The sequence below is a fragment of the Photobacterium damselae genome, assembly GCF_003026815.1.
In the GTDB taxonomy this organism is placed as follows: Bacteria; Pseudomonadota; Gammaproteobacteria; order Enterobacterales; family Vibrionaceae; genus Photobacterium; species Photobacterium damselae.
Genome location: NZ_PYOG01000109.1, coordinates 1 through 751, shown reverse-complemented (window position 1 = coordinate 751; position 751 = coordinate 1). Strand labels below are relative to the sequence as shown.

Below are 751 nucleotides of genomic sequence, written 5' to 3'. Positions count from 1 at the left end.
TGTAGGTCTATCGCCAAGCGGTAAGGCAACGGGTTTTGATCCCGTCATCCCCTGGTTCGAATCCAGGTAGACCTGCCATTATTTCTGATAACGATGTATTTCGGTATCACACAAGTTGGCTACGTAGCTCAGTTGGTTAGAGCACATCACTCATAATGATGGGGTCACAGGTTCGAATCCCGTCGTAGCCACCATCTTCTTTTGAAGATAACAAAATTTGCGGAAGTGGCGAAATTGGTAGACGCACTAGATTTAGGTTCTAGCGCCGCAAGGTGTGAGAGTTCAAGTCTCTCCTTCCGCACCATATTCTCTTTATGAGATTGTAGGTCTATCGCCAAGCGGTAAGGCAACGGGTTTTGATCCCGTCATCCCCTGGTTCGAATCCAGGTAGACCTGCCATTATTTCTGATAACGATGTATTTCGGTATCACACAAGTTGGCTACGTAGCTCAGTTGGTTAGAGCACATCACTCATAATGATGGGGTCACAGGTTCGAATCCCGTCGTAGCCACCATCTTCTTTTGAAGATAACAAAATTTGCGGAAGTGGCGAAATTGGTAGACGCACTAGATTTAGGTTCTAGCGCCGCAAGGTGTGAGAGTTCAAGTCTCTCCTTCCGCACCATATTCTCTTTATGAGATTGTAGGTCTATCGCCAAGCGGTAAGGCAACGGGTTTTGATCCCGTCATCCCCTGGTTCGAATCCAGGTAGACCTGCCATTATTTCTGATAACGATGTATTTCGGTATCA

Annotated in this window: 7 tRNA genes; all 7 read left to right on the top strand. The window is 46.6% G+C overall.

Annotated features, from left to right (window positions below):
- The first annotated feature begins 3 nt into the window (after positions 1-3).
- The 7 genes from CTN07_RS22570 to CTN07_RS22540 all read left to right on the top strand — a co-directional run bounded on the left by CTN07_RS22570 (position 4) and on the right by CTN07_RS22540 (position 720).
- Positions 4-78, top strand: a tRNA-Gln gene (locus tag CTN07_RS22570).
- Between the two features lie 39 nt (positions 79-117).
- A tRNA-Met gene (locus CTN07_RS22565) sits at positions 118-194 on the top strand.
- A 25-nt stretch (positions 195-219) separates the two neighbouring features.
- A tRNA-Leu gene (locus CTN07_RS22560) sits at positions 220-304 on the top strand.
- 20 nt (positions 305-324) lie between these two features.
- Positions 325-399 (top strand) — tRNA-Gln (locus tag CTN07_RS22555).
- Between the two features lie 39 nt (positions 400-438).
- Positions 439-515, top strand: a tRNA-Met gene (locus CTN07_RS22550).
- Between the two features lie 25 nt (positions 516-540).
- Positions 541-625: transfer RNA gene (locus CTN07_RS22545), tRNA-Leu, on the top strand.
- A gap of 20 nt (positions 626-645) precedes the next feature.
- A tRNA-Gln gene (locus CTN07_RS22540) sits at positions 646-720 on the top strand.
- Positions 721-751: the final 31 nt, after the last annotated feature.